Below are 23,725 nucleotides of genomic sequence, written 5' to 3'. Positions count from 1 at the left end.
CGCACCAATGCGCAACGCGCAACCCGTGCGGTCTACTTGTGTCCTGGAACACAGCCGGCCACCGCGGTGAGAGCAGCCGAAGCGGGTCCCGGCACCCCATCCTCCAGACCCGCGGCATGTCCCGCGGTCGATCGAAGGACACGTCCGTTGACCTCGCTCCAGGAAACATTCAAGAACGTGATGGCGCACGTAGCCACCCCCGTCGCCGTCGCAACCTCCATGAACGGCGGACTACCCGTCGGCACCACCGTCAGCGCCTTCCTCTCGCTGTCGATGAACCCTCCGATGGTCCTCGTCTCCCTCGACCGGGGGTCCGAAACCCTCGAACTCGTCACCGAGTCACGCACATTCGGCCTGAACATCCTGGCCAGTGACCAACACAGCGCGGCACTGAAATTCGCCACCAAGAACGGCCTCGGCAAGTTCCACGGGGTCCGCTGGGACATCGACCACGATCTGCCCCGGATCACCGGTGCGGCCGGATGGGTAGCCTGCACCGTCGAGCAGATCCTCGAAGGCGGCGACCACATGATCGTGCTGGGCAACGTCGTCGCCGCCGAGCAGCACGACAGCGACCCGCTCACCTATCACCGCCGCACCTTCGGCACCCACTGCGCGCTGGAAATGGTGTAACCGAACAGTTCCGGTCGGCAAAGACACCGCTCCTGCCCTCGTTTCCCAGCGCTGAACACCCTCGAAGAGAGGAAAGTCATGACCGCCTCCGTTGCATATTCCGCTCCCCCGCGGACACCGTGGTCGACTGCAGCCGAGGGCATGCGTGCCCTGGCACGAGGACAACTGATCATCCTGCGGCACGGCACTCGTCTCGTGCTCGTCGGATGTGCAGGCACCGTGACCACCGAGCAGATGGCCTTTATCATTCGACACAGCACGGGATTCGTTCAAGTGGCCCTCCACGAGCGGGACTGCGACCGGCTCGGTCTGCCCGAATCCCTTCCGAGTTCGCGCGCACCGTCGGCATGCGCATACGGCCAATGTGTTGCCGTCGACGCTTCGGCCGGAGTCACCACCGGCATCTCCGGGGCAGATCGGGCGCTCACTGCCCGGGTGCTCGCCGATCCCCGCTCGAGCGTCGACGATCTCAGCAGGCCCGGGCACCTCGTCCCCGTGCGAGTAGATCCGCATGTCCTGTGCGAGCGACGGACAGTCGCCGCCTGCGCGCTCGCGCTGACCGATCTGGCACGACCGGAATACTCCGGTGCGGTCTTCGCCGAACTCGACGGCATCAGCGACCCGACGAACACCGCCGGCCCCCACGACGCCGAAGCACTGGCCGACAGCTACGACCTCACCCTGGTAGCACCCGACGAGCATCACGAACGTTCCCGCTGACCGCCACCCTATTCCGAATCCATTCCGATCCAGCCGATGTCGCGCACCCGAGGTGTGCGGTGCCGGAGTGGGTCAGCTCTCTGCGATCAGTTCGACCACCCCATCCCGAAGCGAGGAAACCATGGACATCACCGCCGATCAACTGATGAGCCGCGTCAACGACCTGGTGCCGGTCTTGGCCGAACGCGCCCAGAAAACCGAGGAGAACCGAGCACCGCTCGACGAAACGATCACCGACCTGATCGACTCGGGGATCCTGGCGACGCTGACACCGAAAGCGTACGGCGGGCTCGAGCTCGGTCTCGATGTCGCAGCCGACATCGTTCGCGCCATCAGCGCCGTGTGCCCGTCGACGGGGTGGGTCACCTCCTTCTACATCGGCGCGGCATGGCGCGTGAACATCTTCACCGAGCAGGCCCAGCGGGAGATGTTCGCGGACAAGCCCTACACCCTCACCGCCGGTACTGCTGCCCCGCTGCGCGGAGTGGAGAAGGTCGAGGGCGGCTACCGGATCACCGGTCAGACCGCCTGGAACTCCGGTTCCGCGCACGCCGAATGGTTCACCTTCGCCGGTGTGTCCATCGAAGACGGCCGGCCGCCGGCTCCCCTGTGGTTCCTCGTGCCCCGCGATCAGGTCAAGATCCACGACACCTGGTACATCTCCGGCATGGCCGGTACCGCCAGCAACGACGTCTCCGTCGAGGACGTGTTCGTCCCCGACTACCGGACCGGCCCGTTCGACCTCGCCCTCGCCGGCGCGGCCCCCGGCATGTTGCTCCACGAGAACCCGATGTACCACCTGCCGTTCCTGCCCTTCGCGATGGCGGAGGTGACCCCCGTCGTCGTCGGGGCCATGCGGGGGGCGACGAACGCCTTCGTCGACCGCACCCGTCAACGGCAGGGAACCTTGAGTCAGGAGAAGGCTGCCGGCAAGCAGGCCGCCCAGATGCGGCTCGGTCGCGCCCTTGCCACGGCGGACGCCGCAGAGACTCTGCTGCACGCCTTCTTCGAACGCCTCACCGCCGGCCGTCCCGAGCAGTCGGACCCACGCGATCGCGCCGAAATGAAACTGAAGGCAGCGTTCATGACCGACCTGTGCCGCAATGCCCTCAACGACATGGTGCGCGGCATCGGAGGCGACGGATTCCGCACAGCCTCACCGATCCAGCGCTTCCATCGCGACCTCAGCGTCCTGGCGGTACATGCCTTCCTCGACATCGACACGGCGTCGGAAACGATGGGTCGCTTCACCCTCGACCTCCCCGTCGCCGATCCGCTGCTCTGACACCCGAGTCGGTCCTCCGACACGCCTCCAGGTGCGCGACGTACAAGCACCTCCACCGCAACGGAAGTGAACGCCATGACCTTCGACACGACCTCCCCCGATGCCACCGCCCTCGAGATCACCCGTAGCCTTCTCCATGCTGCCGACACCGACATCGCCCGATTCTTCGGTTTCTTCTCCACGGACTGCATCTTCCGCATGGGGAACAACGACCCGGTCGAAGGAAGCGAGGCGATCCAGCAGTGGGTGGCGTCCTACCTGGGATCGGTCGCCGGGATGCAGCACGTCATCCTCGAACAATGGTGCACCGGGAACGTCACCGCCCTGCATGTGAACGTTACGTACACGATGAACGACGGCACCACGTTCACTCTTCCTGCGGTCACCCGCACCCGCATCGAGAACGGGAAAGTGACCGAGTATTTGATCTTCATGGATCCCAGCCCGGTCGTCGCTGCCCGTTGACACCGAGCGGTGGCTGCCGCCACAGGCCTACCGGTGGCAGCCACCCAGCTCCGTGACGCCACCTCGCCCCACCCTCCGCCCTACCTGCGTATCCCCGCGCCCAGTCGTACTCCACGACCGCGTACAGGCGGAACACGTCGAAAGGAATCGCCATGAGCCATCCCACAAGTCGCGAGCCGGAACAGGACCCGGTCGGCCCCGAGCCGTCATCGGAAAACACTGCTACGGCGATCGATGGGTCGTCGCGGCGACCGGTGGTGATTTCCGGCGCGGGCCCGGTAGGGATGATTCTCGCGCTCGAACTCAGCCTGCACGGGATCCGCAGCACCCTGGTCGAACAGGCTCCGCAGACGACCCGCTTTCCGAAGATGGACCTGACGAATGCGCGCAGCATGGAGCTTCTCGACCGGCTCGGCCTCGTCGACGACATCCGGTCGGTCGGCGTCGCGCCGGAGCATTCGCACGATGTCGTCTTCTGCACCTCGATGGCAGGACGGCAGGTAGGTCGATGGAAGTACCCCAGCGTCGACGAGATGTCCGAGTGGATCGCGTCCAGGAACGACGGCACCACACCGGCGCACGCCTGGCAGCGGGTCACCCAGATCGAGGTCGAGAAGCTGCTCATGCGCCGCTGTCTCGCAGACGAGAACATCGAGGTTCTCCGGCCCTGGCGCGTCACCGCCGTCACCCAGGACGACAGCGGCGCCCGGATCCAGATCACCTCCCGGGTCGACGGCACCGTCCACACACTCGCGGCGGACTACATCGTCGGATGTGACGGCGCCGCCTCGGTCGTGCGCCGCGCCATGGATCTGACCATGGAAGGCGAGCGCGGCGTCATCACGTTCTGCCAGGTGCACTTCAAGTCCCGCGACCTCGAGACCCTGCACGCGCACGGCCAGTTCTGGCACACCTTCTTCGTCGGCGGCGGAGTCGGCGCGATCATCGCCCAGGACGAACGCGACACGTGGACGCTGCAGACCAGCGCCATCACCGACGGTGTGCGGACCGAAGACATCGACAAGCAGGAACTGCTGGATGCTGTCTGCGGCCGACACCTCGACGTCGACGAGGTCCTGCAGAGCAGTGTGTGGCACGCGAACGTACTCGTCGCCGACCGCTACCGCCTCGGCCGGCTGTTCGTCGCAGGCGACGCCGCCCACGAAGTCATCCCCACCGGTGGATACGGCCTGAACACCGGCATCGCCGACGCCGTCAACCTCGGATGGAAGCTCGCCGCAGTCATCCAGGGATACGGCGGCAACGACCTCCTCGACAGCTACGAAACCGAGCGTCGACCGGTCGCCGTCATGGCCCGGGACTGGTCGTTCCGCCATCTCGGCGTCCACGTCCAAGCCCAGCAGCTCGTCGACCGCGAACTCGTCGAAGCCGACACCGCCGAAGCAGACGAGCACCGGCACGCCCTGGAGGAGTACTTCGCTTCCCACACCGGTGAGCACGAGAGCTTCGGCGTCGAAATGGGGTATGTGTACACCTCGCCGGTGATCGTCCGGGACGACAGTCCTGTCCCCGACAACGACGGTTCGACCTACATTCCCACCACTCTTCCCGGCGCGCGCGCACCGCACGTGCGGCTACCGGACGGGCGATCCATGCTCGACGCCTACCGGGACACGTTCACCATCGTCAGCTTCCTCGGTGCGGACGCCGCGACGGAACTGGTGGACGCTGCAGCCGCGGCGAACATGCCCATTCAGGTTCTCGCCGTGGACGATGCAACGGCGCACACCGTCTACCAGACCGATCTCGTACTCGTGCGTCCGGACGGTCACGTGGCGTGGCGAGGAAACAGCGTCCCCGAGGACTTGTCCGCACTGATCGGGACGGTTGCCGGGCGAGTTGATGCCAGTCGGCGCGAATCCAGGAGTGTCCTGTTGTGAGCGAGTCAACTGACGGATCGATCGAGTCGATCTCCTTCGCAATCGCGGATGGTGCGTATACCGTTGACCCGGAATTGTCCGAAGTTTCACTCCGTGCCGAGGCTTTCGGCGTCAAGTGGGTCCACGGAACAATGCCAGTGGCTGACGGGGCAATCACGATCTCCGAGAACCATTTGAGTGGGAATGGCCGACTGTCCGCAGACCGCATCGATACGGGGTTGAGACCGCGAGATCGGCATCTACGATCTTCTCACTACCTTCAGACGGCTCAGCATCCGACCATTGCTGTCAATATCGACAACATGAGTCTCGTCACGGGATACCACTCTTGTGAAGTCACGATCAAGGACGTCGTATCGTGCAGCCAAGTGTGGCTCGAGACGGTGCCGTGCATGAACAACGAGCTACATGTCGAAGCGACCATGACCTCTCGGTGAGTATGAGCAGCCCGGCGAGGGTGCGACGCAGGGTGGAGCTGCCGCTGCGTCGCAGATGGTTGTGCACGATCCGTCGTCGCAGATGGGAGGCGATCCCGACGTAGATCAGGCGCACGTCGGCGATCTGAGGGTGCGCGGGTCCTGGGCACTGGCCTTTCACCCACCACGGCAGTCATGACCGGGCCCGCGCACAGCGCACTCCCGCGACGGTCCGAGCCGGGCGTCCCCAACGTCCCCGGCGAGAGCGCAGGGGCTTCCCCGTATCGCCCCGAGCTGATCGAGGGTGAAAGCAGAACCGGCCCGCAGCTGAGCGGGGCTCCCGCTCGCCGCCCGGAGGGACGGTTCCGGGGTCGTGTGGCTTCTTCAGCAGATCGTCACGAGATCTCGTGCCGGGCTGCAGCGATGGGCACCTACAGTGGGTACACCCCACCGCAACCGCACACCTTCGGGGGTCGAGGTGAGAGATGACTGCATCCGAAGCGGGTTCCGCGGAATCCGTCGTCGAGGCGGCCGGCTCGGCCCAGACCCCCGGCGCGGCTGTGGTTGCGCCGGGAGCTGGAGGTGGCGATCGGCTTCCACGTCGGCCTGGACCCGACCCGGCATGTCGGCCGGTGCCTACGTGATCGGCCCGGGGTGATTCGTGTGGGCACCGCAGCGAACGCCGAGCCCGGCGGCAGCCGGCAGCAGGTCCCGCCGGGTGCCGCCACCCGGACCGTGGTCGCCGTGTTCGGGGTGCTGGCCGCCCTGGCCGGCATCGAGCACGGGGTCGGGGAGATTCGTCAGGGCTCGGTCCCGCCGCCGGGGTGGGTGATCCGGTCCTGGCCCGAGCAGGAGGCGTTCGAGGTCCTCGGCGGCGAGCCGGCCCTGACCGTCATTCCCGACCTGCTGGTCTCCGGGGTCGCCACCGTGGTGGTGTCGACCGCTCTGGGGGTCTGGGCGATCACCGGCGTGCACCGCCGGCACGGAGGGCTGGTGCTGATCGGGCTGTCGCTGCTGCTCCTGGCCGCAGGCGGCGGGTTCGGGCCGCCCTTGCTCGGCATCGTCCTCGGCCTGGGGGCCGCCTGGCCGGCCGTACCCTCGCAGCGCTTCGGCGCAACCAGGCGCGCCCTGGCACCGATGTGGCCGTGGGCGCTGGGAGCCGGCGTGGTCGGCTACCTGGGGCTGGTTCCGGGCACGCTGGTGATGCACGCGGTGTGGCGTTCGCCGAGTCCTGCCGGGGTGTACGGGCTGATGGTGCTGGCGTTCGGTGGGGTGATCCTGGCGCTGCCGGCCGCCCGGGCCCGCGACCGGCTCGAGGGCGGGCGCGGCGTCGTGTACGCGCAATCCGACAGCGGTCACCGCAGCAGGAGCACCCGATGACCATCCGTGCCGGACCGCAACAGATCACCCCCGGCGTCCACCTGCTCCGGGTCGGCCGGAGTGCCGCCGCCGTCAACGTCTATCTGGTCGGGTCGGGGTCGACGTGGGTGCTGGTGGACGCGGCCTGGGCCGGCAGCGCCGGGACCGTCACCGCGGCGGCGGAGTCGCTGTTCGGCACGGGCGCGAAGCCGGCGGCGATCCTGCTGACCCACATCCATCCGGACCACTCCGGGGGTGCCGGGGCACTGGCCCGGACCTGGGGGGTGCCGGTGTACGTCCACCCCGCTGAGCTGCCGATGGCCCCGGGCCGGTACCTGCCGGAGTACACGATGCCGCTGGACCGGTGGGTGGTGGTCCCGCTGATGCGGCTGCTGCCCCGGCGGACTCGGGCGCGCATCGAGCAGGCGGGCAGCATCACCGACGTGGTGCGCCCGCTGGGGCCGGACGGCGTGGTGCCGGGTCTGCCCGACTGGCGATGGGTGCACACTCCCGGGCACACTCCGGGGCACGTGGCCTACCTGCGGCGCAGCGACGGCGTGCTGATCGCCGGGGACGCCGCGGTGACCGTGGACCTGAACTCGGTCACCGGGGCGCTGACCGGTCGGCGACGGCTCGCCGGGCCACCCCGGTACACCACCTGGGACTGGCCGGCGGCGGTGCGGTCCGTGGCTGTCCTGGCGGCGCTGGAACCACGGGTGCTCGCTCCCGGGCACGGGCGGCCGCTGGCCTCCGCAGCGGCCGGGGCGCTGCACCAGCTGGCACGGAAACTGGACGGGCCTCGGGCCGGTCGGCTGCGCCGGGGGCTGCGCACGCTCCGGGCCGCCGTGGCCCTGCCCCGGTACGGCGGAGCGGGCCGGTATCGGCCCCCACCGCCGGTGTACGCCCGGCTGCAGTGGCTGGGTCACGCGTTGACCCGGCTGCGGCTCAGCCCGCGATATGTCGTGACGCTGGAGGTTCCCGGGCGCCGCTCCGGTGTCGTGCGCCGGACCAACCTGGTGCTGCTGGACCACGACGGCGAGCAATACCTGCTGTCGCTGGCCGGGCAGTCCCAGTGGGCTCGTAACGTGCGGGCCGCCGGTGGGCGTGCGGTGCTGGCCCGCGGCCGCCGACGCAGGGCGGTCACGTTGGTCGAGGTGCCGGTCCCCGGCCGTGCCGGCCTCCTCCGCGCCTACCTGCTGCGGGGCGGGCGGGAACCCGGCAACCGACGGATCGTCCGGGAGGCGGACATGTACTTCGACCTGGCCGGTGCACCCACCCTGGACGAGTTGGCGGCTGTGACACCTCGCTACCCGGTGTTCCGGGTCACCGAGGGCTGGGAACCGGTGCGCCGGAAGGGGACACCGCGCTGACCGTCACGCGGGGCAGGCCCGGCCGGTACTGCGTTTCCCCTGACCTTTCTCACGAGCGGGATCGTGATCGCGGCCGTCGTGCTGCTGCGCCGACCACCCGCCCTCGTCGAGCCACGGCCGGTGGACCACCGACCGTGCGGGCGGGTGTCGTCCGCGGAGAGCGCAGGTCGGGCACCGGTGAACCACGGCGTGATCCTCCTCCTGGGACGACCTCGGGACGGCGGCCGCCGAGGCGGCTGGCGCGCTCGAGAGCCGGTCGGCGGTCGGAGGACCTCGGCCTCTATCTCTCGGGGGTCCCTTCGAGGAGACTGACCGGCAGCAAAGAGCGCGGGGGTGCGTGGAGGTGGTGGCCGTGCGCTGGGACCTGGGAATCGAGGGAGTGGGACTGCTTGCCGCCATGTCGCTGGGGTTCGGCCTGATCGCCCACCTGATCGTGGGGAAGGGCGTGACGCGGTGGCTGTGGCTCATCTGGGCGATCGCGTATTTCGTTGCGGGGATCGCGGTCAGCGAACTCTGGTTCGGTTGGGCGACGGAGGAGCAGCTGCAGCCGAACATCGACGGGCTGTCCTTCGACGAGGTGCATCTGGTCACTCTCGCGGGCCTGGGCGCCGCCCTCATCGCGCGGTACGTGGTGCACAGGAAGAGACGAGCCGGGCATCGGCCGGGCACTCCGGTTCCATGAGGGCGGAGCGCAGGCAACGACGGTTCGGTCTCCGGCGCGGTGATCGCGTCGAGGATCAGCGCCCCGCTGCAGACCGGGATTCCCGAGGAGTAGGCGTTCCACGGTGTGCTGTGTGCTGCACGGCGCGCTGAACCGGGGGCTGGGATGCGGCGCGTGGCCGCGTCGGGATCGCCGGGTCACTCACCCAGTTTCCGACGCAGCCCGGTGGCCAGGTGTCTACCCACCTCGCGGGGGGGTCCCTATGGTTCCGTCAAGCGGTGGCAGCGGCGGGGGTGCGATAGAAAGTCTTGTTCTTGAGCATGGCGTAGAGCACGTCGCAACGACGGCGTGCAAGGCAGATTAGGGCGGCGTTGTGCTTCTTGCCTTCGGCGCGTTTGCGGTCGTAGTAGGCACGGCTGATTGGGTCGTGCAACGCGGCGAACGCGGACAGGAACAACGCCCGTTTCAGCTTGCGGTTGCCCGACCGTGCGGGGTGCTCGCCGCGGATCGACGATCCGGAACGATGGGTCACTGGGGCGATGCCGGCGTAGGCGGCCAGGTGCGCCGCCGATGCGAACGCCGAGCCGTCACCGACTTCGAGCAGGATGCGCGCTGCAGTCCTGATGCCGATGCTGGGCATTGACATCAGGACTTGGGAAAGAGGGTGGTCGTCGAGCATCCTCTCGACGTCGTCTGCGATGCTCTTGCGCTGTTGCAGAATTTCTTTCAACGAGTCGGCCAGTTTCGGCAGGACGATCTCGGCGGCGTTGCTGCCTGGCACTGTCACGGTTTGGGCATCGAGTGCGGTGAGGATTTCCTCGGCCAGTCGGGTTCCCATTCGCGGGGCGTGCTTCGTCGCGAGTGCGGTGAGTCGGCGCTTGCCTGCCTTACGGATGCCGACCGGGCCGCCGCAGCGCGACAGGATTTCGAGCACGGCCGGATGCGTGATCTTGGGGCCGAGAACGCGTTCGAGGGCGGGATGGATTCCGGTGAGCAACCCGCGGATGCGGCCCAATGATCCGGGTGGCCTCACCGGCGAGGTCGTCGTCGAACCCGACGAGGACCCCGAGTTCGGCCAGGGTCTCGTCACTGACATCGACCCGGCGCAGCGTGTGCGGCATGGTCCGGGCGGTGTCGGCGATGATGAAGGCATCTCGGGCGTCGGTCTTGGTCTGGCCGGGGTACAGGTCGGCGACGCGGCGCATCGTCAGCCCCGGCAGGTACGCCACAGCGTGTCCGCAAGCCCGGGCGACGGTGACCGGCAGGGCGCCGATCGTGTTCGGCTGGTCGACGATCACCAGCACCGGCCCGTGTTCGGCCAGGCGGTCGAACACGGCGCGGAGTCTGGGTTCGTCGTTGGGCAGGGCTTTGTCGAAGAGTCGGGTTCCGGTGGGGTCGAGTGCGACGGCGTGGTGTTCGCCTTTGCCCACGTCGATGCCGCAGAACACGGCGTAGGTGGGGTCCATGAGGCGTGCCTTTCGTTCCGCTCCGGACGGTCACCGATCCGACGTCGACACCCGGCACCCACGTTACGAAGAGACCTGCCCGGTGCCCGATGCAACAGGCGGCCCTGTCCCTATCAGCGGTCCATCGACGTCACCAGGCTCGGCGACACCACCCCCCGGATCATTCGAGAGACAGGGGGCAAGAAGTCAAACCGAACTTGGCGACCGTAGCCCCGCGGGTGCGGGACTACGAAGAAGGTAACGGGGGGCATTTCGAGTCGAGGAGGGGTGGCGTTGCCGTAGACGCCTGTTTCCGGGTGGTGCAGAAGGTCGGGTCGGGATCTTCGAGGGTGAAGGAGAGTCCGATGGGTTCTGCCGGATTCGATCCGGGCATCGCGTTCGACGCGTTCCTCGAGTGGCTGAGCGTGACGTTCGGTCTCGGTATCGGGTGGAGCTGAGCACGCTTGATCCCGCGGGGCCCGTGTCACGCGCCGGCGGTACCGGCGGCGCAGAGCCAGGCGCCCGGACGCCTCCGGTTCGGCGACCGTGGCCCAGCGTGTTCCAGCCGAGTGCTCCAGCGGACGCGCTGACGCTCCGTCACCGTCCTCCGCCTTCGTGCCTCACTCCGTGTCCTGTCTCGTCGCATCGCGCACTGATGCCCGAGGAGCCGGCCGGATTCGTGCAGCGGTTCGTCCCCGGTCTTCGGGACGGCGGGCGTCGCGCCGAGGTTCGGTACATCCATTCCGCGACACTTCCACACAGCTCTCGCCTGGGCCGATCCGAACTGACAAGATTCGTACCCGTCGCGGCGACCGCCGTCGCACCCGAGAGTCCGAGGAGCCCCATGCCGAGTCGCACAGCCGGTGTCACCCTCGTGTCCATCGCCGCGATTGCGATCCTGGCCGGGTGCGCGCAGCCGCAGGACGGGCGGCCGGTGGCCGAACCGACCACCGCGACGTCCGCCCGTCAGGCACCCACCGGCGGGGTCGCCGTGTCCACGACCGTGGACGAACAGCCGTGCGACCCGGACGTCGACCTCGACGCCCCCGAGGTCTTTGCGGTGATCGAGCAGCTACCCCCGCCGCAGCAGCTCCCCGATGCCACGTGGCTGCGGGCGTACAACGGCAACTACAACCGCTGCAGCGACCTCAGCTACGCGCAGGTCGGCATCGTGGGGGCGACGGGATCGTCGCCGACGCACCTGCTGTTGTTCCACCGCGGCGGATACGTCGGCACCGCCACGCCGTGCGCGCTGAACCCGGCGGTGGTCGCCACGGCCTTCGGCTCCCTCGACGTCGAATACAACTACCCGCGCGAGGGCGAGCCGAACGCGGCCGCTACCGGTTTCGCGGAGCTGACGTTCACTTGGTCGGACGGCGAGGTCGTCACCGAGGGTCGGCTGCCGGACGAATACCTGGAGTTGACGGGCTGCGACGAAATGCGGTGATGCCGCCCGGCGATTCGGGTGCGCCGGGATCGCCGCGGACGTCGGTACGATCGCCGCAAGTTCGGGAAGCCACCCCCAGGCCTTCCCGACGGAACAGACAAGGCAGGAACGATGGCAGTCGCCCCCATCCCCGTGGACCAGCGTGTGATCGGCATCGATTCGCGACGCTTCGCCTCGATCGAGAAGGCTCTCGTCGAGCTGATCACCAACAGCGACGACAGCTACTCCCGGCTGGACAACGGCCGCGCGCAGGCGAACGGCCGCATCGACATCATCTACGAGCGCCACCAGTCGGGTGCGGTCCTGCAGGTCACCGATCATGCCGAAGGGATGCCGTTCGACCAGGCCGCCCGCATCCTGGCGTACGGGGCGGCGCACAGCCCGCTGTCGCGGGGCGAGGGCCATGGGCGGGGCTACTTCGGGCGCGGCCTCAAGCAGGCCGTGTTCGGTGTCGGGGCCGGAACGGTCGAGACCGTCAAGGACGGCCGGCTCACCCGCATCGACCTCTTCCGCGGCGAGAACGGCGGCTACCTCTACGACGACCACGGTGGCGACCGGCCGGTCTCGGACGACGACCGTGAACGCCTCGGCATCCCCGGGAACGGTACCCGGGTGACGTTGGTCGTGGAGAACCCGCACGTGGTCATCTCCCGGTTCCAGACCGTCGTGCAGGCGCTGTCCGACAACGTGTACCTGCGGGAGGTGCTGTCGCGGCGGAGCGTGGAGGTGGTGCACGTCGCCGGACGGCACGAGATCCAGCGCAGCGGCCGGGTGCTCTTCGACGAACCCCCCGCGGTCGTGCTGATCGGTCCGGACGCGCCCGGCAGTGTCGACTTCGACGGCGACGAGTACACCTTCACTCTCACCCTGAAGCGGGCCGAAGGCGCCGAGCTGACCATGTCGGGGGACGAGCGCACGAACGGTCTCGTCGTCGTCTCGGGCCTCGCGGTGCTCGACTGCCAGTTGTTCGAGTACGAGAACCAGGTGGGTGCGGAATACCTGTTCGGCACCGTGCACTGCGCTGCCCTGATCGAGCGGCTCGGGCAGGGTGAGCCGATCATCAGCGACGAGCGTGAGGGCTTGAACCACAAGGACCGGTTCGTCACCGCATTCGCGCAGGCGGTCAGCGCCCGGCTCACCGAATATGTGCTGGCCGAACGCGATCAGCTCAGACACCTTCAGCACGCGATAACCTCCGAGCACACCGCGCACATGATCGACCGGCTGCTGCACCGGATGAGCGAGTCGGCGATCCGGGATCTCGGGATCGGGCCGGCCTCGGCATCGGCACCGCCGACGATCGCGACCGGCACCGAGAAGTCGGTCGTCCTCCAGTTCACGACGCCCTTCTACTACCGCAGGCCCGGCCATCAGTTCCACATCACCCTGGAAGTCGACACCGAGCGCCTGCCCGGCGACGACAGGCTGACGGTCTCGTACACGTTGCCCGACTCGATCCGGATCGACCCGCGGCCCACCGAGATCGCCGTGGAGCAGAAGACCGGTGTGCAGCGGCTGGAATGGACGGTCGTCGGCGAGGCGGCCGGGGAACGCGGCGAGATCATGGTGCGGTCCGGGACGTTCTGGGCGTGGTGCGAGCTCGTCATCGCCGAGCACGCGCCGTCGCCGCACCATGTGCCGCGCCCGCACACGCCGCCCCATCCGGAGGAACGCCGGCGGGCGCCCCGCGACCACGGCGAGGACATGTTCGTCGGTTACGACCTGCGCTATCTCGGGGACGACGGGGGACGTGCCGTGTACGACCCCGGGCAACGAACGATCCTCATCAACACCGGCGATCCCACCGTGCAGCTGTATCTCGACGGCCGGGGCCGGTTCCGGGATGCGGCACGACTGCTGCTTGCCGAGTTGTTCCTCGACGTGATCGCCGGCGAGCTGGCGCGCCGATCGCTCGAGACCAGGGGCTTGCAGAACGACGTCCACACCTACACTGCCGCCAAGCAGAAGATCATCCGCCGCTACGGTGCGCAGGTCCACAAGTCGTTCTCCTGAACGGGATTCGAGGTGGCGCCATGACGGACCCGCGCAGGCCGATCGGCCTCCCCACCACCGATGCCATGCTCGAGGTCGCGTTGGACGAGGCCCGGACGGGCCTCGCCGAGGGCGGCATTCCGATCGGCGCGGCCCTGTTCGCCGCCGACGGGACGCTGCTCGGCCGCGGCCACAACCGGCGGGTGCAGGAGGGCGACCCGTCGCTGCACGCCGAGACCGTCGCCTTCCGGGCCGCGGGCCGCCGGCGCGACTACCGCTCGACGATCATGGTGACGACGCTGTCGCCGTGCTGGTACTGCAGCGGCCTGATCCGGCAGTTCGGCATCGGCGCGGTGGTGATCGGGGAGAGCGTCACGTTCACCGGCGGCCACGACTGGCTCGCCGACCACGGGGTGGAGGTGACGGTGCTGAACGATCGCCGCTGCATCGACATGATGGGGACGTTCGTCGCCGAGCACCCGGACCTGTGGCACGAGGACATCGGCGTCGTGCCCCTCGAGTAGGAGCGATCACCGAGCCGGGGCGATCACCGGGCCGTCGGTGGGGGAGCGGCCGGCTCGCACCCCTCGACCGTGATGCGGGCCAGTTCCGCGACGAAGTCCGCCGCGCTCCGGGCCGCCGCGAGCGCTCGCCGCTGCCGGCGCGCGCCGTTGCCCCGGCGCAGGATCCGCCGCACCGACGCGCGCGCGGACGCGAAGTCGCCGGTCTCTTCGAGACCGGGTCGCGCATGCTCGAGCAGCGAGCCCAGCAACCGGGCGGCAGGGACGGGCCGTTGCGTCAGCGGATCCATCCCGTATCCGTCGATGCCTTCGCGCGCGGCGCGCCAGCACGCGGCCTTCAGCCGGTCGGCCTCGAGCCGGGGCGCCGGGTCACCGCGGTGGACGGCGGTGAGCGCGGTGGACACGAGTCCGCGGACGAGGGTGGCGGCGGTGACGGTCTCCTCGATCGTGGCGGGCACGTCGCAGACCCGGATCTCGAGGGTGGGCAGGTGCGGCGAGAGCCGGATGTCCCAGTAGACCATCGCGGGGTCGAGGACGGTGCCGGCGTCGAGCATCATGGCGACGACGTCGTCGTAGTGCCGGGCGGACCGGAAGAAGGGCGGCGGCCCCCCGCTGGCCCAGCGTCCCCACTGGATGTGACGCCAACTGGCGTAGCCGGTGTCCGCGCCGGCGGTCACGGACGAGTTCGCCGTGAGCGCGAGCAGGGCGGGCAGCCAGGGCCGCAGGTGATTGCAGACCTGCACTGCGATGTCGCGATCGGGCACCCCGACGTGGACATGGCAGCCGCAGATCACCTGGTCGGTCACCGCCCCGAAGTGCTCGGCCATCCGCCGATACCGGGCGGCGTCCGTGAGCGCCCCGGGCGGGGTGGTGTCCAACGGGGGCACCGCCGCCGCGAGCAGGCGGGACCCGGCGCGCGCGGCGGCCGCCGCTGCCGCCGCGCGCGAGACGCGCAGTTCCTGGCGCAGGTCGTCGATCCGGGTGCAGACCGGTGTGGCGGTCTCGACCTGGCAGCGCGACAGCTCGAGCTGGAGATCGAGCCCGGCCTCGCGGGCATCGGCCACGACGGCGGCGTTGTTCAGCCGGGGCCGGCCCGAATCGGCGTCGACGAGCAGCAACTCCTCCTCGACTCCCATGGTCAGCAGCCGGTCCGGGACGTTGTCACGGTCGGATCCGGCACGGCGCGGCAGCGTGGACGTCATCGTCTCCTCCAACCGGAACGGCCGAAACAGCTCGGCAGGACCGTGGCTCCAGCCTGGCACGCGTCCCGGGCAGGTGGGAAGGAAACGGGAGGGAAATCAGGCGGCGCCGACGGCGTGGATCCCGCGGGCCCACTGCTGCAGCGGCCGGTCTCCGAGCGCGATCGCGAGGGATTCGAGGGTGCGGATGCGGTCGGCCAGCTGGTCCGCGAGGACGTGTTCGAGGGCGACGACGCTGCGCCTGTCCGCCGAGCCCGCGATGGTGGCGATGCAGTCGCTCAGCCGCGCCGCCCGCGACGACGGCGCATTCGCGGATGGCGTGTGCGAATGCAGAATTCGTTCGAGAGCGTCGCATCGTTCCGACAGATGGCGGATCTCCGCCGCAATGCGCTGCTTCGCCGTCGGATGCGAGCTGCGCTCGTGGCGAATTTCGAGTATCTGCAGTTGCGTCCGCACCAATTGCTGTACGGCCCGAATCTGGTCGCTCAGTGCGCTCGTGTTCGTGTTCATCGGGTTCCCTCTGCCGAATTCGATGATAGCCCCCGCACCGGGCGATTCGGCACATACCGGAGAAACTCGACTTCGGGCCGAGGAAGGCGCAAAGGCGACGATTCGGAATTCGGATCGGCACGGCGTCGAGGATCGGCACGGCGGCGAAGGGAACGGCGACGAAGGAAACGGCGACGAGGACCGCCCAGCAATTGTTGTCGCTTCCCGCCCCGAGCCGGTCACCGCCGTGGTGAGTCCCGCTGCCGTGGGAGCGTCCACGGCGCGATGCAGCGGCCGACAGCCGCGCGCCGCCGGGGGTTCGAGCTCAGTCCTCGGGCAGCGGCGCCGACCAGAGCAGGCGGGTGCCGCCGGTGCCGAGCGCGGTAGCGGCGAAGGTGCCGGAGGCCTCCTCGGCGCGGGAAGCGAGGTTGTGCAGTCCGCTGCGCGCGACGGTGGCCGGAATGCCGACACCGTTGTCGGTGACGTCGATGGTGAGGTAGTCGTCGACCGACACGGTCACGGTGACGTTGTCCGCGCCGGAGTGGTGCACCACGTTGCTCATCGCCTCCCGCAGCACCGCCTCGGCGTGATCGGCGAGGGTTCCGGGGACCACGTTGAGCGGCCCGGACATCCGCACGACGGTGCGCAGGCCGACGTCGGCGGTGTGTTCGGCAACGATGTCGTGCAGGGCCTGGCGCAGTTGCCGGGTGCCCTCCATCCCGCCGTGCAGGTCGAAGATCGCGGTGCGCACGTCGGTGATGATGTTCTGCACGTCGTCGATCATGTCCGCCAGGCGCCCGCGGATCTCCGGGGCCCGGGTGCGGGCGTGGGTGCTCTGCAGGTTCAGGCCGTGGGCGAACAGCCGCTGGATGACGTGATCGTGCAGGTCCCGGGCGATGCGGTCCCGGTCGGCGAGCACCGTCAGGGAATGGAGCCGTCGCTGGTCGTCGGCCAGCTTCAGCGCGAGCGCCGCCTGATCGGTGAAGGAGGTGGCGAGGAAGAGCTGACGGTCGTCGAACGGCTCCCGTCCCGGATCGCGAATGACCGACAGCACCCCCGACACGGTGTCGGTCGACGCACGCAGCGGCAGCAGCAGCGCGGGCCCGTGCCGGTCGCCGTCACCGTCGAACTCCGTGACCTGCAGCGGCTCGCCGCGCCGGTAGACGGTTCCGGTGGCGGTCCCTTCGACCCGGATCCGCTTGCCCCCGAAGCCGGCCGGGTCCGAACCGGCGTATGCGGTGACGATCAGGGCGGCGACCTCCTCCGGCGGCACGTCGGGATCCTCGGGTTGGGCGATCTGCACGTGGTCCGCCTCGGACAGGGTCAGCGCGCGCCGCGCGATGAGGGCGAGCACCTCCTCAGGGTCGGTGTCGGCGAGCAGCTCGGCGCGGATCTCGCTCGTGGCCTCCTGCCAGCGCTGCCGCAGCCGGGCCTCCTCGAACAGGCGCGCATTGTCCACCGCGATGCCGGCGGCGGCCGCGAGGGCCTGCACGATCACCTCGTCGTCCTCGGTGAACGACTGACCGTTCGCCTTCTCGGTGAGGTAGAGGTTGCCGAACGCCTCGCCGTGCACCCGGACCGGGACACCCAGGAAGGTCCGCATGGGCGGGTGATGAGCCGGGAAGCCGGACGAGGCCACGTGCTGGGCCAGGTTGTCGAGGCGGATCGGTTTCGGCTGATCGATGAGCAGGCCGAGCAGTCCATGACCGGTGGGGAGGTCGCCGATCAGCGCGCGAGTGTCTTCGGCTATGCCCTCGTACACGAAGTTCTGCAATCCGTCGCCGCGGCGATTGAGGACGCCCAAGGCGCCGTACCGGCAGTCCACCAGCTCGATCGCGGCGTGCACGATGCGCTCGAGCGTCGCCTCGAGCTCGAGCCCGGACGCGACCGTGAGCACGGCCTCGAGCAGACCGTCGATCTGATCGCGCGCGACGATCACCTGGTCGATGCGGTCCTGGACCTCCGCGAGCAGCTCCCTCAGTCGCAGCTGCGAGAGGGTCCCCGCGAGCAACGTTTCCTCGTCGGCGGCCATCGCTCACCCCTTCGGTGGATCACGGCCCCTGCGCCGCGTGCCGGGGCCGCTTCGAAAGGCCCGGTTCTTCCCATTGTGCCGAGGGTAATCCGTGGGTCACCCCCGGCGCGGTGACTTGCGCCCCGGCGGTGACGACTTTGGACCCTGCCGCGTGCCGCCTCGACGGGCGAAGGTGGAGTGCGGAGATGTCTTTGCAGGAGGGAACGCCCAGGATGACGACGGGTCCGGAAGCTCCGCTCGCGCCGGGTCGGTGCATGGCGTTGCTGCGCTCGGTGCCGACCGGCCGTCTGGTCTACACCGACAGGGCGTTGCCCGCGGTGCACCCGGTGACCTTCGCGGCGCCGAACGGCGAGATCGTTATCCCCACCGGCGACGACGGATGGTTCGAGCGCTTCGACGGCAGGCTGCTCGCCTTCCATGCCGAACAGCTCGAGGCGCCGACCCGGTCGGGGTGGAGTGTGGTCGCGATCGGCCGCGCCCGGCTCGCGCGGGGCACGGACGGTCTCCGCGGGTTCGAGGGCGCCGGCGGCGTGCCGTGGGGCATCGGCACGGAGGATCCCGTCCTCGTCATCGACGTCGAGCACATCAGCGGGCGTCGTGCCATGCTGCCGTGGTGGCCCGGCGAGCGCAGTTGACAGTCCTGTCGCCGAGCCGACCGTGAGCCGGCCCACCGTGCGGTACCGTGCTGACCGGGGATTGGAGGCTGCCGCATGGTCAAGGTCTTTCTCGTCGACGACCACGAGGTCGTCCGCCGTGGCATCGCGGACCTGCTCACCACGGATCCCGAACTGACGATCGCGGGGGAGGCGTCGTCGTTCGGCGAGGCTCTCGTGCGGGTCCCCGCCGCGGAACCCGACGTCGCCGTGCTCGACGTCCGGCTCCCCGACGGCAACGGCATCGAGCTGTGCCGGGAGCTGCTCTCGCAGATGCCGCGACTGCGCTGCCTGATGCTGACCTCGTTCACCGACGAGCAGGCGATGCTCGATGCGATCCTCGCCGGCGCGAGCGGCTACGCGCTCAAGGACATCCGCGGCACCGAGCTGATTCAGGCCGTGCGGGACGTCGGGGCAGGCAAGTCGCTGCTCGACAGCCGCGCCGCGACCACACTGATGGCGAAGCTGCGCGCCGACACCAGCAAGGACGGCGGACCGTATGCGAACCTGACCGATCAGGAACGGACCCTGCTCGCGCTGCTCGGCGAGGGGCTGACCAACCGTCAGATCGCCGAACGGATGTTCCTGGCCGAGAAGACCGTGAAGAACTACGTGTCGCGGCTGCTGGCCAAGCTCGGGGTCGAACGCCGCACCCAGGCCGCGGTCCTGGCGACGAAGGTGCCGCCGCGACGCCCCGGCGGGCGCTGAAGGTTCCGTGGCCACCTCGGCCGGGCGCCGCGTGGAGACGGGACGGGCACCATGGCCGACGACCGGCCCCGATTCGAGCGGCTGAGCCCGCTCGACGTAGGGAACCTGCGCGTCGAGGACCGCGGGGTGCCCATGCACGTGGCCGCGCTCGCCGTCCTGGACGGGGCACCGCTGCGCGATGCGGCCGGACGCCTCCGGCTGGCGGCGATCCGCGAGCACGTCGAGCGGCGCACCCGCCGCGCGCCCCGGCTGCGGCAGCGATTGCACCGCCCGCCGCCGGGTGCCGGACCCCCCGTGTGGGTCGACGACTCGCGCTTCGACATCTCGTGCCACGTGCGGACCCGTGCCCTGCCCCCTCCCGGCGACGAGGCCACCCTGCTGCGCACGTGCGCGGAACTCGACGAACCACCCCTCGACCGGTCCCGGCCGCTGTGGGAGATGTGGCTGCTCACGGACCGGGACGACGGGACGATCGCCCTGCTGCTGCGGCTGCACCATGTGGTCGCCGACGGCATCGCCGCCCTCGAACTGTTCGGCGCCCTGCTCGACACTGCCACGGCCGCGCCCGACGAGGAGCCCGGTCCCGTGCCCACCCCGGCGCCTCCGCCCTCCGTGAGTGCGCTCGTCCGCGACAACCTGCACCGCCGGACCGGGGCCGCGTGGCGGTGGATCCGGGCAGTGCGGCCGGCGGTGGCGGCGCGACGTGCCGCCCTGCGGGTGCGGCAGCTGCGCTCGCTCGCCCGGCAGGGCCGGGCCCCGCGGGTCTCGTTCGACAATCCCGTCGGGCCGCACCGCCGGCTGAGCCTGGTGCGCTGCGACCTCGCCGAGGTCAGGAGTGTTGCCCACGCGCACGGTGCGACGGTCAACGACGTCGTCCTCGCTGCCGTGGCCACCGGCGTGCGGCGGCTCCTCGAGGCGCGCGGCGAACTCGACCCGGACCTGATCCTGAAGGCGTCGGTGGCGGCGTCGCTGCGCACCGCCGACGACCGGAGCCCGGGCAACCGGGTCGGGATCCTGCTCGTGCCCCTGCCGATGGGGCCCGGGCCGGTGGCCGCCCGGGTCGCGGCCGTTGCCGCTGAGACCGCGCGGCTCAAGCGGGAGCCGCCGCTGCAACCCGGGGGCGGTTGCTGCAGCGGTGGACGGTGCGGGTGATGCGGCGCCAACGGCTGGTCAATCTGTTCGTCAGCAACCTGGTCGGCCCGTCCGTGCCGCTGTACTTCGCGGGTGCCCGAATCCTCGAGCTGTTCCAGGTCGGGGTGGTGCAGGGCAACGTCGGCCTGAGCGTGGGAGTGCTCTCCTACGCGGGCCAGCTGAATATCGATCTGGTTGCGGACGCGGTACTCGTTCCGGATCTCGAGATCGTGGCGGAGGGATTCGCCGCCGCCGTCGACGAATTGCGTGCAGCGCCGTCTGCGCGCACCGACCCTTGATGACCTGCATGAATTGCGCCAGAGGGTTCCCCGTCACCGCGGTCCGTATTGCTGGAATTCTTCGGTACGCCGGATCTGCCGGATTATGTCTCGAATTGCAGGCGATCGGAACCTCCGGTAACAATTGAGTCGGTGCACGACCCGCACCGCCGTGTACAGCATCAGAAATGGAGTTACCCTATGGACCTCGCTTTCCTCAGCGAATTCTTCGACGCCGTGTCGACCCTGTTCGACGCCCTCGATTTCTTCTCGGGTTCGGCTGAGGCCGCCGGCAGCTCCGAGGCTGCCGCGTAGGCTCGACTCGGCGAGTAAGCGGCCTGCGGTTGCAAAACCGCGGGCCGCTTTGTTCTGTGAATTCCTTCCGGTCCTCCCGGGTAAATACTCCGATATCGGAAAACAAATAACCGGCAATAATATTGTCGTTCTCCGCGCCGGTCCGCAGCGGTGGCGCCGGGCGGCGTCCGCTCAGCCGGCGTCGCGATCGGTCAGCGCCACCGGCCGCATGTAGTCGGTGATGTACTCGCGCACCCACCACGCGCCGGACTCGCGGCGCTCGCGCCACGTGGTGTACCGGTAGCTGAAGTACCGCGCCCGCACCCAGCGGGGCGGCTCGTCGGGGAACGGGTTACGGCGCAGCAGTGCCGTCACGTGCTCGTCGTTGGTCAGCAGCTTTTCGAGCAGTCGACCAAACCAGGAGCGTGCGTAGTCGGGGGACAGCGCGGCGAACCACATCAGCCAGTCCAGCCGCAGGTGATACGGCGCATACTGCCGGGGCCGGCGGCGCACGTCGCCGGGCTTGCCCTTGAACTCGTACTCGCGCCACACGGTGCCGGAGTCCACCTCCCGATCGGAGGTGCCCTCGACGATCACCTCGTGCCGGTGCCGGGTGATGCTGCCGAACGCACCGTAGGTGTTGACGAAGTGCCACCGGTTGAACGAGGCGTTCATCGCCTGCCTGTGGGAGAGCATGTTCCGCACCGGCAGGTAGCTGAGCACCGCGACCGTCCCGGTCAGCGCCACGACCGCCGCCACGAACACGGTCGGCGTGGTCCCGTACCCCGAACCGGGTTCGAGCGGCAGCAGGCGCTCCCACCAGCTGTCCGGGATCACCGACAGGCCCAGCACGATCGCCAGCCAGTTCAGCCAGGAGAAGTTGCCGCTGACCACCAGCCACAACTGGGTGACGATCATGATCACCGCGGCGATCCCCGCGACCGGTTGCGGTGCGAACAGAAAGAACGGCACCACGAGCTGGGTGACGTGGTTCCCGGCCACCTCGACCCGGTGCAGGGGCCTGGGCAGGTGGTGGAAGTACCAGCTCAGCGGGCCCGGCATCGGCTGGGTCTCGTGGTGGTAGTACAGGCACGTCAGATCCCGCCAGCACCGGTCGCCGCGCATCTTGATCAGGCCCGCCCCGAACTCGAGCCGGAACAGCAGCCAGCGCAGCAGGATCAGGACGAGCAGCGGCGGGGCAGTGTCCGCGTTGCCGAGGAAGATCGCCAGGAAACCGGTCTCGAGCAGCAACGACTCCCAGCCGAACGAGTACCAGACCTGTCCGACGTTGACGATCGACAGGTACAGCAGCCACAGCAGGAACCAGACGAGCATGGACGCGATCAGCGGCAGCCGGTCCGTCACCCCGAGCGCCGTGGCGGCGGCCAGGATTGCGCCGAGACCGGCCACCGCCGCAAAGAGACGGTCCGAGTAGCGCAGGTGGAACACGCTCGGGGCCCGGCCGAACGACGTCGCCCTCAGGAAGCGGGGGATCGGCGTCAGGCCGGTGCTCCCGAGCAGCGCCCGGAACTGGTTGAGCGCCACCAGGAACGCAACGAGGTACACCAGGGCGAGCGCGCGCGTGCACAGCAGCCGTCCCAGCGAATACCCGTCGGCGTCGTACCATTCCACGGCAGGTCACCTCGTACCGGTGCGGACCCCTCGAGCATGGCACGCGCACCGCGTTTCGGGAACGGAATCCCCGCGGTGGGCGGCGGCGTCAGCGCAGCGCCGGCGGGTTGTCCAGATCTCGCGCCGTGTACGTGTCGCACGCCGCGATCTGCCCGGTGGTGTACCCGGCGAGGAACCACTTCTGCCGCTGGTCCGACGACCCGTGCGTCCAGCCCTCAGGATTCACCCGCCCGCCGGCGGAGGCCTGGATCCGGTCGTCGCCCACAGCGGACGCCGCCGACAGCGCGTCGCGGATGTCCTGCTGGGTGAGGGGCTGCAGGAACGGCTCCCCGGTGTTCGGATCCGGCTGCTTGTCGGCATGGTATGCCCACGCCCCGGCATAGCAGTCGGCCTGCAGCTCGGTGCGGACGGCCCCGGAGTCGGCACCGCGCGGATCGGCCTGCGCGCGGCCGAGGTCCCCGAGCTGGTTCTGCAGGTGGTGGCCCACCTCGTGCGCGACGACGTACTCCTGCGCGAGCGGACCGGCGTTGGCGCCGAACCGGGTGACCAGGTCCTGGAAGAAGCTGGTGTCGAAGTACGCGGTCCGGTCGGCCGGGCAGTAGAACGGCCCGACGTCGCTCGTGGCGTTGCCGCAGCCCGTCGCGACCGCGCCGGAGAACAGCACGACCGCGGGCCGGACGTACTCGACGCCGGTCTGCGGCCCGAGCTGCTGTTCCCACACCGCGTCGAGGCTGCCGACGGTGAACTGGACGCGGCAGTCGACGCTCGCGTTGGCGTCCGCCCCGGTCTCACAGCCCTCCAGGGTGCCCGAGCCGTACTGCCCGGACTGCTCCGGGGCGCCGCTGCCGAGGAGCGAGCCGGGGTCACCCCCGAACAGCAGTGCCAGGATCAGCACCAGCAAGCCGCCGGCGCCACCGCCGATCGCGATCCTCCCGCCCGGTCCGCCGCCGCCGCCGAGCTGGACGCGGCCGCCCTCCATCCGAGCGCCCTCGTTGAACGTCATCGCCGCCTTCACTTTCTCGCCGCAGGGTGACCGACCGGTTCAGCTTGGCACGGCCGATCGGGTACGGGTGTCCTCGGCGGATGTGTGTCTT

The 23,725-nt window shown here is 69.4% G+C and carries 21 protein-coding genes and 1 pseudogene; 15 read left to right on the top strand and 7 right to left on the bottom strand.

Going from position 1 to position 23,725, the window contains the following annotated elements; all coding sequences use genetic code 11:
• Nucleotides 1–180: 180 nt before the first annotated feature.
• The 5 genes from G6038_RS01445 (at nucleotide 181) to G6038_RS01425 (ending at nucleotide 5,004) form a co-directional block, all read left to right on the top strand.
• Entirely contained in the window at nucleotides 181–633 is a 453-nt protein-coding gene (locus tag G6038_RS01445) for a flavin reductase family protein (protein ID WP_165035681.1), read from the top strand.
• A 78-nt stretch (nucleotides 634–711) separates the two neighbouring features.
• Entirely contained in the window at nucleotides 712–1,353 is a 642-nt protein-coding gene (locus tag G6038_RS01440; protein ID WP_165035547.1) for a 3,4-dihydroxy-2-butanone-4-phosphate synthase, read from the top strand.
• Nucleotides 1,354–1,474: 121 nt separating this feature from the next.
• On the top strand, nucleotides 1,475–2,638 hold the full coding sequence (locus G6038_RS01435) for an acyl-CoA dehydrogenase family protein (protein ID WP_165035546.1): 1,164 nt from the start codon (nucleotides 1,475–1,477) through the stop codon (nucleotides 2,636–2,638).
• Between the two features lie 75 nt (nucleotides 2,639–2,713).
• Nucleotides 2,714–3,103 carry a nuclear transport factor 2 family protein gene (locus tag G6038_RS01430; RefSeq protein ID WP_165035545.1) on the top strand — a complete coding sequence of 130 codons (390 nt, stop codon included), beginning with the start codon at nucleotides 2,714–2,716 and terminating at the stop codon, nucleotides 3,101–3,103.
• 152 nt (nucleotides 3,104–3,255) lie between these two features.
• Nucleotides 3,256–5,004: an FAD-dependent monooxygenase gene (locus tag G6038_RS01425; protein WP_165035544.1), complete on the top strand. Its 1,749-nt coding sequence runs from the start codon at nucleotides 3,256–3,258 to the stop codon at nucleotides 5,002–5,004.
• 342 nt (nucleotides 5,005–5,346) lie between these two features.
• On the opposite strand, the gene G6038_RS32010 is transcribed toward G6038_RS01425, so the two are convergent.
• Nucleotides 5,347–5,556 (bottom strand): GIY-YIG nuclease family protein, encoded by a 210-nt coding sequence (locus tag G6038_RS32010; RefSeq protein ID WP_346772720.1) that lies wholly within the window; start codon nucleotides 5,554–5,556, stop codon nucleotides 5,347–5,349.
• Nucleotides 5,557–6,083: 527 nt separating this feature from the next.
• Here G6038_RS32010 and G6038_RS01415 point away from each other — a divergent pair.
• From G6038_RS01415 to G6038_RS01405, 3 genes are all read left to right on the top strand, one after another.
• The gene (locus tag G6038_RS01415) at nucleotides 6,084–6,800 is read left to right on the top strand and encodes a hypothetical protein (protein ID WP_165035542.1); all 717 of its coding nucleotides are present in this window, start codon (nucleotides 6,084–6,086) and stop codon (nucleotides 6,798–6,800) included.
• Complete coding sequence (locus G6038_RS01410; protein WP_165035541.1) at nucleotides 6,797–8,149, top strand: nitroreductase/quinone reductase family protein; 1,353 nt, start codon at nucleotides 6,797–6,799, stop codon at nucleotides 8,147–8,149. Before G6038_RS01415 ends, G6038_RS01410 begins: the two co-directional genes overlap by 4 nt.
• Nucleotides 8,150–8,501: 352 nt before the next feature.
• Nucleotides 8,502–8,831 (top strand): hypothetical protein, encoded by a 330-nt coding sequence (locus G6038_RS01405; RefSeq protein WP_206024122.1) that lies wholly within the window; start codon nucleotides 8,502–8,504, stop codon nucleotides 8,829–8,831.
• A gap of 250 nt (nucleotides 8,832–9,081) precedes the next feature.
• Here G6038_RS01405 and G6038_RS01400 read toward each other — a convergent pair.
• A pseudogene (locus tag G6038_RS01400) lies at nucleotides 9,082–10,276 on the bottom strand (IS110 family transposase).
• 823 nt (nucleotides 10,277–11,099) lie between these two features.
• Here G6038_RS01400 and G6038_RS01395 point away from each other — a divergent pair.
• The 3 genes from G6038_RS01395 (at nucleotide 11,100) to G6038_RS01385 (ending at nucleotide 14,218) form a co-directional block, all read left to right on the top strand.
• Complete coding sequence (locus G6038_RS01395; protein ID WP_165035540.1) at nucleotides 11,100–11,702, top strand: LppP/LprE family lipoprotein; 603 nt, start codon at nucleotides 11,100–11,102, stop codon at nucleotides 11,700–11,702.
• A gap of 111 nt (nucleotides 11,703–11,813) precedes the next feature.
• Complete coding sequence (locus G6038_RS01390) at nucleotides 11,814–13,715, top strand: ATP-binding protein (RefSeq protein WP_165035539.1); 1,902 nt, start codon at nucleotides 11,814–11,816, stop codon at nucleotides 13,713–13,715.
• A gap of 65 nt (nucleotides 13,716–13,780) precedes the next feature.
• The gene (locus tag G6038_RS01385; protein WP_165035679.1) at nucleotides 13,781–14,218 is read left to right on the top strand and encodes a nucleoside deaminase; all 438 of its coding nucleotides are present in this window, start codon (nucleotides 13,781–13,783) and stop codon (nucleotides 14,216–14,218) included.
• A gap of 23 nt (nucleotides 14,219–14,241) precedes the next feature.
• Here G6038_RS01385 and G6038_RS01380 read toward each other — a convergent pair whose 3' ends face one another.
• The 3 genes from G6038_RS01380 to G6038_RS01370 form a co-directional block, all read right to left on the bottom strand.
• On the bottom strand, nucleotides 14,242–15,417 hold the full coding sequence (locus tag G6038_RS01380) for a glutamate--cysteine ligase (RefSeq protein ID WP_165035538.1): 1,176 nt from the start codon (nucleotides 15,415–15,417) through the stop codon (nucleotides 14,242–14,244).
• A 96-nt stretch (nucleotides 15,418–15,513) separates the two neighbouring features.
• Entirely contained in the window at nucleotides 15,514–15,924 is a 411-nt protein-coding gene (locus G6038_RS01375; RefSeq protein ID WP_165035537.1) for a hypothetical protein, read from the bottom strand.
• A gap of 304 nt (nucleotides 15,925–16,228) precedes the next feature.
• On the bottom strand, nucleotides 16,229–17,935 hold the full coding sequence (locus G6038_RS01370) for a GAF domain-containing protein (RefSeq protein WP_165035536.1): 1,707 nt from the start codon (nucleotides 17,933–17,935) through the stop codon (nucleotides 16,229–16,231).
• Nucleotides 17,936–18,147: 212 nt separating this feature from the next.
• On the opposite strand from G6038_RS01370, the gene G6038_RS01365 reads away from it, so the two are divergent.
• The 4 genes from G6038_RS01365 (at nucleotide 18,148) to G6038_RS31095 (ending at nucleotide 20,726) form a co-directional block, all read left to right on the top strand.
• Nucleotides 18,148–18,570, top strand: coding sequence for a pyridoxamine 5'-phosphate oxidase family protein (locus G6038_RS01365; RefSeq protein WP_165035535.1), 423 nt, complete (start codon nucleotides 18,148–18,150; stop codon nucleotides 18,568–18,570).
• A 75-nt stretch (nucleotides 18,571–18,645) separates the two neighbouring features.
• Nucleotides 18,646–19,296 (top strand): response regulator transcription factor, encoded by a 651-nt coding sequence (locus G6038_RS01360; RefSeq protein ID WP_165035534.1) that lies wholly within the window; start codon nucleotides 18,646–18,648, stop codon nucleotides 19,294–19,296.
• 51 nt (nucleotides 19,297–19,347) lie between these two features.
• Nucleotides 19,348–20,448 carry a wax ester/triacylglycerol synthase domain-containing protein gene (locus G6038_RS01355; protein ID WP_240918251.1) on the top strand — a complete coding sequence of 367 codons (1,101 nt, stop codon included), beginning with the start codon at nucleotides 19,348–19,350 and terminating at the stop codon, nucleotides 20,446–20,448.
• Nucleotides 20,448–20,726, top strand: coding sequence for a WS/DGAT domain-containing protein (locus tag G6038_RS31095; RefSeq protein ID WP_240918250.1), 279 nt, complete (start codon nucleotides 20,448–20,450; stop codon nucleotides 20,724–20,726). Before G6038_RS01355 ends, G6038_RS31095 begins: the two co-directional genes overlap by 1 nt.
• A gap of 465 nt (nucleotides 20,727–21,191) precedes the next feature.
• On the opposite strand, the gene G6038_RS01350 is transcribed toward G6038_RS31095, so the two are convergent.
• Complete coding sequence (locus G6038_RS01350; protein ID WP_165035533.1) at nucleotides 21,192–22,631, bottom strand: lipase maturation factor family protein; 1,440 nt, start codon at nucleotides 22,629–22,631, stop codon at nucleotides 21,192–21,194.
• Nucleotides 22,632–22,719: 88 nt separating this feature from the next.
• Nucleotides 22,720–23,634 carry a neutral zinc metallopeptidase gene (locus G6038_RS01345; RefSeq protein WP_165035532.1) on the bottom strand — a complete coding sequence of 305 codons (915 nt, stop codon included), beginning with the start codon at nucleotides 23,632–23,634 and terminating at the stop codon, nucleotides 22,720–22,722.
• Nucleotides 23,635–23,725 lie beyond the last annotated feature (91 nt).

This window comes from Rhodococcus sp. 14C212 (assembly GCF_011058195.1).
Lineage (GTDB): Bacteria > Actinomycetota > Actinomycetes > Mycobacteriales > Mycobacteriaceae > Rhodococcus > Rhodococcus aetherivorans.
Note: the sequence above shows the minus strand (reverse complement) of the source record. Positions and strands in the feature narration are given on the sequence as shown.